6 protein-coding genes are annotated in these 5,687 nt (G+C 62.2%); 2 read left to right on the top strand and 4 right to left on the bottom strand.

The features are described 5' to 3' along the window. Nucleotides 1-207: 207 nt before the first annotated feature. The 4 genes from BFP96_RS23630 to aroC form a co-directional block, all read right to left on the bottom strand. Nucleotides 208-477, bottom strand: coding sequence for a response regulator transcription factor (locus tag BFP96_RS23630; protein ID WP_065887968.1), 270 nt, complete (start codon nt 475-477; stop codon nt 208-210). A gap of 208 nt (nt 478-685) precedes the next feature. Continuing rightward, complete coding sequence (locus BFP96_RS23625) at nt 686-1,213, bottom strand: acireductone dioxygenase (protein WP_065898432.1); 528 nt, start codon at nt 1,211-1,213, stop codon at nt 686-688. Continuing rightward, nucleotides 1,210-2,370, bottom strand: coding sequence for an MFS transporter (locus BFP96_RS23620; protein ID WP_065937116.1), 1,161 nt, complete (start codon nt 2,368-2,370; stop codon nt 1,210-1,212). The genes BFP96_RS23625 and BFP96_RS23620 overlap by 4 nt, the downstream gene beginning before the upstream one ends. Nucleotides 2,371-2,380: 10 nt before the next feature. Further along, nucleotides 2,381-3,472: a chorismate synthase gene (gene aroC, locus BFP96_RS23615; protein WP_065937115.1), complete on the bottom strand. Its 1,092-nt coding sequence runs from the start codon at nt 3,470-3,472 to the stop codon at nt 2,381-2,383. A 143-nt stretch (nt 3,473-3,615) separates the two neighbouring features. Here aroC and BFP96_RS23610 point away from each other — a divergent pair, with 143 nt between their 5' ends. Together BFP96_RS23610 and BFP96_RS23605 are read left to right on the top strand one after the other, a co-directional pair. Next, a complete protein-coding gene (locus tag BFP96_RS23610; protein ID WP_065937114.1) occupies nt 3,616-4,578 on the top strand; it encodes an alpha/beta hydrolase in 963 nt (320 codons plus the stop codon). A gap of 99 nt (nt 4,579-4,677) precedes the next feature. Continuing rightward, nucleotides 4,678-5,481 (top strand): hypothetical protein, encoded by an 804-nt coding sequence (locus BFP96_RS23605; RefSeq protein ID WP_065894016.1) that lies wholly within the window; start codon nt 4,678-4,680, stop codon nt 5,479-5,481. Nucleotides 5,482-5,687: the final 206 nt, after the last annotated feature.

Below are 5,687 nucleotides of genomic sequence, written 5' to 3'. Positions count from 1 at the left end.
TGACTGAGCGTCGCGGCAAGTCTTTCGCTGAGATGATCGTTCCCTCGCTCCGCGTGGGAATGCATCCCGTGACGCTCCGCGTCACCATTGCGCAATTGCCGGATGTTGCGTTGAAAGCAGGACGCAGAGCCTCCTCGGCGGCATTCCCACGCGGAGCGTGGGAACGATCCTTGTACGCCGGCGAGCTCGCGGCCCTTTTTTATGCCATCAGCACAGTCCCTGACGCGTCGCCTCATTCATCGCCTGCACCCGGTTATTCACATCGAGCTTGCCGTAGATATTGCGCAGATGGAATTTAACCGTGGCCTCCGAGGTGCAGCGAATCCTGCTCATCTCCCAAATGGTCTTGCCCTCGGAGGCCCATCGCAGAATCTCCAGTTCCGTCCGGGTGAGGGGTTTGCCGAGCAGACTCAAGCGTCTTCTGATGGCCGTCGGCACGATTTCCAACGGGTGAGACATCTCCTCTGGGCGACTCATTGCTCTCTCCTTTTTATATGCCGATGCGCTGTCACCCTTCGGATTCTTCCTATTGACAGGCGCCATGAACATTGAACAAAGCGAGAGTTACACAACCTGAGCAATGAGAGAGCAAGGCCGAGGCTAAACAGCCAAGCCCTACATGGAATTAGGCTTCTTCCCACAGCAAATTCCAACTTGCCCGGGTTGAACATTTAAAAGATTTGTCTTAGTCGTCCAATTTGCCAGCGTCACGGGCGATGTCACTGCCGGTCAACGTCGGCACCGCGCCCTCGACGGTGTTGAACAAATGCAGCATCACACAATAAGGATGCTCGCCCATGTCGAACCAATGGGGCATCTCGGCAGGCACGATCAGCAGATCGTTCTTCTCACACCGCACGCCGTAGACATACTTGCCAATGCGCAACGAGCACAGCCCCTGGCCAGCGATGAAGAATCGCGCCTGGTCTTCAGCACAGGTGTGCTCATCCAGGCGTTCGGCCTGCAGCACTTCTTTGGAGTCAGCACCGGTCACGCTGAGCACCTCGGCACGCGCGTAGCCGAGCGCGTCGATCTGCGGCTGATACGCCGCAATCAGTTGCGCCTCGTCGGCGCCCTTTTCGAGTGTGCCGGGCTGCCAGCGTGCAAAGCGCACGCCGTGTTCGGCCAGGGTCGACTGAATGTCGTCGAAGTGGGTCAGCACTTTGTTCGGGGTGTCCGGTGTAGCGAGGTCATAGACGGCGACATAGCTCATTGCACGGTTCCTTGGTTCGGCTCTTGCAATCGAAGGCCAATGATAACGGCGGCAGCCAGGGCCGCGATGCTGGCAATACTGAACGTCAGCGTGGGGCCCAGCAGGTTCCAGCTGTAACCGGCATACAGCGCGCCCAGCGCACCGCCGGTGCCGGACAGCGCGGCGTAAAGCGCCTGGCCCTGGCCTTGCTGGCGATCACCAAAACTGCGCTGCACGAAGGCGATGGCCGCCGCATGGAAACTGCCGAACGTGGCGGCATGCAGCACTTGCGCCAGCAGCAGCACCCAGAAAAATTCGGCAAATGCGCCGAGCAGCAGCCAGCGCAGTGCCGCCAGCAGGAAACTGGCCAGCAACACCCGGCGCACCGAAAAGCGCGAGAGGATGCGGCTCATGGCCAGGAACATCAGGACCTCCGCCACCACCCCTAGGGCCCACAGCAAACCGATCACGCCACGGCTGTAGCCCAGGTGTTCAAGGTGCAGAGTGAGAAAGGTGTAATAGGGGCCATGGCTCATCTGCATCAATGCCACACAGGCATAGAACGCCAGCACGCCGGGGTTGCGTAACTGCCGCACAAAGCCGTCCCCGGCCAGACGTTGGCCGTGGTTGGCGGGCTGCGCATTCGGCACCCACAGGCTGGCGCCGATGATACCGGCCATGATCACCACGACCACCACCGGGTAGATGTCCACGCTCAGCCAGTCGAACAGCCGGCCCATGATCACGACGGTAAGGATAAAGCCGATGGAGCCCCACAGGCGGATCTGGCTGTAGCGCGCCGTCTGGCGCTGCAGATGAGCCAGGGTGATCACTTCGAACTGCGGCAGCACCGCGTGCCAGAAGAACGCATGCAGGGCCATGACCAGGGCCAGCCAGGCGTAGGTTTTGCTGACGAAAATCAACGAGAAACTCAACAGCGTGCACACCGCGCCGAACCGCACGATGGCCAGGCGGCGGCCGGTGTAGTCGCCCAGCCAGCCCCAGAGGTTGGGCGCCACGCAACGCATCAGCATGGGAATGGCCACCAGCTCGCCAATACGCGCGCTGGAGAAGCCCAAGTGATCGAAATACAGCGCCAGGAACGGCGCCGTCGCCCCGAGCAGGGCGAAGTAGAACAGGTAGAAACTGGAGAGGCGCCAATAAGGGAGGGCTGTCACTGTCAGCCCGTCACAGCTGGCCCAGCACCGGCGTACTCACCTGCACATCGGCATTCTGACCACGATTGCGCAGCAGGTGGTCCATCAGCACGATAGCCATCATCGCCTCGGCAATGGGTGTGGCGCGGATGCCGACGCACGGGTCGTGGCGGCCCTTGGTAATCACGTCGACCGGGTTGCCGTGCACATCGATCGAGCGGCCCGGCGTGGTGATGCTCGATGTGGCCTTGAGCGCCAGGTGCGCAACGATCGGCTGGCCCGAGGAGATGCCACCGAGGATGCCGCCGGCGTTGTTGCTGAGAAACCCCTGCGGGGTCATCTCATCGCGATGCTCGGTGCCGCGCTGGGCCACGCAGGCGAAACCGGCACCGATTTCCACGCCCTTGACCGCGTTGATGCTCATCAGCGCGTGGGCCAGTTCGGCGTCGAGACGGTCGAAGATCGGCTCGCCCAGGCCCGGCTTCACGCCCTCGGCCACAACGGTGATCTTCGCACCGACCGAGTCCTGGTCGCGGCGCAGCTGGTCCATGTAGGCTTCCAGCTCCGGCACCTTGTCCGGGTCGGGGCAGAAGAAGGCGTTGTCTTCGATGCTGTCCCAGGTCTTGAACGGGATCTCAATCGGGCCGAGCTGGCTCATGTAGCCACGAATGACGATGCCCTGGGCCGCCAGGTATTTCTTGGCGATGGCACCGGCCGCCACGCGCATCGCGGTTTCACGGGCCGAACTGCGGCCGCCGCCACGGTAGTCGCGCTCGCCGTATTTGTGATGGTAGGTGTAGTCGGCATGGGCCGGGCGAAACAGGTCCTTGATCGCCGAGTAGTCCTTGGACTTCTGGTCGGTATTACGGATCAGCAGGCCGATGGCGCAGCCGGTGGTGCGGCCTTCGAACACCCCGGAGAGAATCTCGACTTCGTCGGGTTCCTGGCGCTGGGTGGTATGGCGGCTGGTGCCGGGCTTGCGGCGGTCCAGATCACGCTGCAGGTCTTGCACAGACAGCTCGAGGCCGGGCGGGCAGCCGTCGACAATGGCGACCAACGCCGGGCCATGGCTTTCGCCCGCGGTGGTGACTGTGAACAGCTTGCCGAAGGTGTTGCCGGACATGCGGAGCGCTCCGTGAAATCAGTTGAATCAAGTCAACCGTAATAACTTAAGGCGGCCAGTATACGCAGGCTAACCGACTAGTTCATCCTCGAAACCTTACCGGTAGACATTGGTCCAACCGGCACCTCTCCAATGATGGCGCGATGATGCTGCGAGTTCTGCTGTTCACCCTCACCCTGTTTACCGTCGCGGCCCAGGCCGCCTCCCCCGTCGTGCTGCAACGGCCCATCAGCCTGGACACCGGCAGCGGCGAGCTGTTTGGCTCGCTGCTGTTGCCGCAGTCCGACCAACCCGTGCCGGTGGTGCTGATCATCGCCGGTTCAGGTCCCACCGACCGCAACGGCAACAGCGCCGACGGCGCGCGCAACGACAGCCTCAAGCGCCTGGCCTGGGTGCTCGCCCGGCACAATATCGCCAGCGTGCGCTATGACAAACGCGGCGTGGCCGCCAGCCTTGCCGCGACCCCGGATGAACGCAACCTGACCCTCGACGCCTACGTGGCCGACGCCGTGGCCTGGGGCACGTTGCTCAAGGCTGACAAGCGCATGGGCCCGTTGATTGTGCTGGGCCACAGCGAAGGCGCGCTGGTTGCCGCCCTCGCTGCGCCGCAGTTGAATCCGGCCGGGGTGATTTCCTTGTCCGGCAGCGCCCGCCCGGTCGACCAGGTGATTCGCCAGCAACTGGCCGATCACCTGCCACCGGCGCTGTTGCTGCGTAGCAACGACATTCTCGACCACCTCAAGGCCGGCCAGGTGGATGACGATGTGCCGCGCCCACTCGAAGGTATTTTCCGACCCAGCGTGCAGCCCTATCTGATCAGCCTGTTTCGCGCCGATCCCTCGGCAGCCTTTGCGCGCTTGAGCATGCCGGCCCTGATCATCCAGGGCACCAACGACATACAGGTCGGCGTGGACGATGCACGGCAATTGAAAAAGGCCAAGCCCGACGCACAGTTGACCGTGATCGAAGGCATGAACCACGTGATGCGCATCGTGCCCAACAACGTCAAGCAGCAACTGGCGTCCTACAACGATCCGAAATTGCCCCTTGCGGCCGAGTTGGGCGAGCGGATAGTGCGCTTTATCGACGGACTTGCACCCCGTTAAGCGGCCATTGGCCTCCAGTCCTGGAGAAAACGGCCGATAAGCCCAGAGTCGACAGTAAAAAGACTGTCGGCTCGCAGGGCTTGGACAGGATCGCGCCGCATGACAACCACCGAAGCAACACCCGAACCCACCGCTGACATCCCGGCTGAAGCCGAGGCCGCCGCTGCGGCGGCGCTGCCTTGGGCGGACGTACACGCCGAACATTTCAAGATGCTGCGCCTCGCCCCGTTGGCCATCGACCGTGCGACCGGCGCGCGGCCCTTGCGGTTTGTACAGTTCGGTTACGCCGAGCGCCATGATTCGCATCACAGCCTGTTGCGCCTGGTCATCCAGTTGCCCGGCCAGCGCGTTCGGCGCGAGCAGAACACCCTGGATATCTGGGTGGACCACGATAAACATCGCGTGCACTTCGGCCCGGGCAACAGCCTGGAAATCGAACCGGCCAACCGTGGCCTCGGCCGCTTCCTGGTGGCCCAGGCCGCCGCATGGGCCAAGAAGAAGTGGTCACACTACCGCGTCGATGGCGTCGACCTGGCCAACAAGGACGCGCTCAACGAAGCCACGCGCCTGCGCCGCGATCACTTCCTGCGCGTCCAGGGTTTTGACGTGGCCTATGCCGACGTGCAACACCTCAAGGGCAACGTACAGCCGGGCAAAGTCAGCGATGTACTGGACAGCTGGAACACCGAGAAAGTGCAATTCGTGGAAATCCTCGAAGCTGCGCAGATGCTGCAACAGGCCGAGCAGAACCTGGCCGAGCAGGAAGTGAAGCTGCGCAAGGAAGAGGAAAAGGTGCTCAAGTTCAAACGCGAGGACAGCGGGCTGCGCTTTACCATCACCTGCCTGGTGGCATTTACCGTGTTTCAGGCGGGGCTGTTGATCTGGATTGCCACGCACCGTTAACAGATTGAAATACCACCAATGTGGGAGAGGGCTTGCCCCCGATAGCCATAGGTATCTACACAACTCTGTAGCGCTCAACCGTAACCACGATGCGAAGCGAGTCGCTCTTGACCTTGATCTTGATCTGCTTTTGATCCTAGGCGCCCCGTTAAACCACGCTGGCCGAACGCAGGCTTGAATCCGTGGGTAACCCGGCAGGACGCCGG

Source organism: Pseudomonas sp. 34 E 7, from assembly GCF_900005715.1.
In the GTDB taxonomy this organism is placed as follows: Bacteria; Pseudomonadota; Gammaproteobacteria; order Pseudomonadales; family Pseudomonadaceae; genus Aquipseudomonas; species Aquipseudomonas orientalis_A.
The sequence above is the reverse complement of the archived record's forward strand: the minus strand, read 5'-3'. Positions and strand labels throughout refer to the sequence as shown.

What these genes read in the sequence shown, in the direction of transcription:
- BFP96_RS23605 (WP_065894016.1), top strand. Translation starts at nt 4,678, where the DNA reads ATGACAACCACCGAAGCAACACCCGAACCCACCGCTGACATCCCGGCT.
- BFP96_RS23625 (WP_065898432.1), bottom strand. Translation starts at nt 1,213, where the DNA reads ATGAGCTATGTCGCCGTCTATGACCTCGCTACACCGGACACCCCGAAC.
- aroC (WP_065937115.1), bottom strand. Translation starts at nt 3,472, where the DNA reads ATGTCCGGCAACACCTTCGGCAAGCTGTTCACAGTCACCACCGCGGGC.
- BFP96_RS23610 (WP_065937114.1), top strand. Translation starts at nt 3,616, where the DNA reads ATGATGCTGCGAGTTCTGCTGTTCACCCTCACCCTGTTTACCGTCGCG.
- BFP96_RS23630 (WP_065887968.1), bottom strand. Translation starts at nt 477, where the DNA reads ATGAGTCGCCCAGAGGAGATGTCTCACCCGTTGGAAATCGTGCCGACG.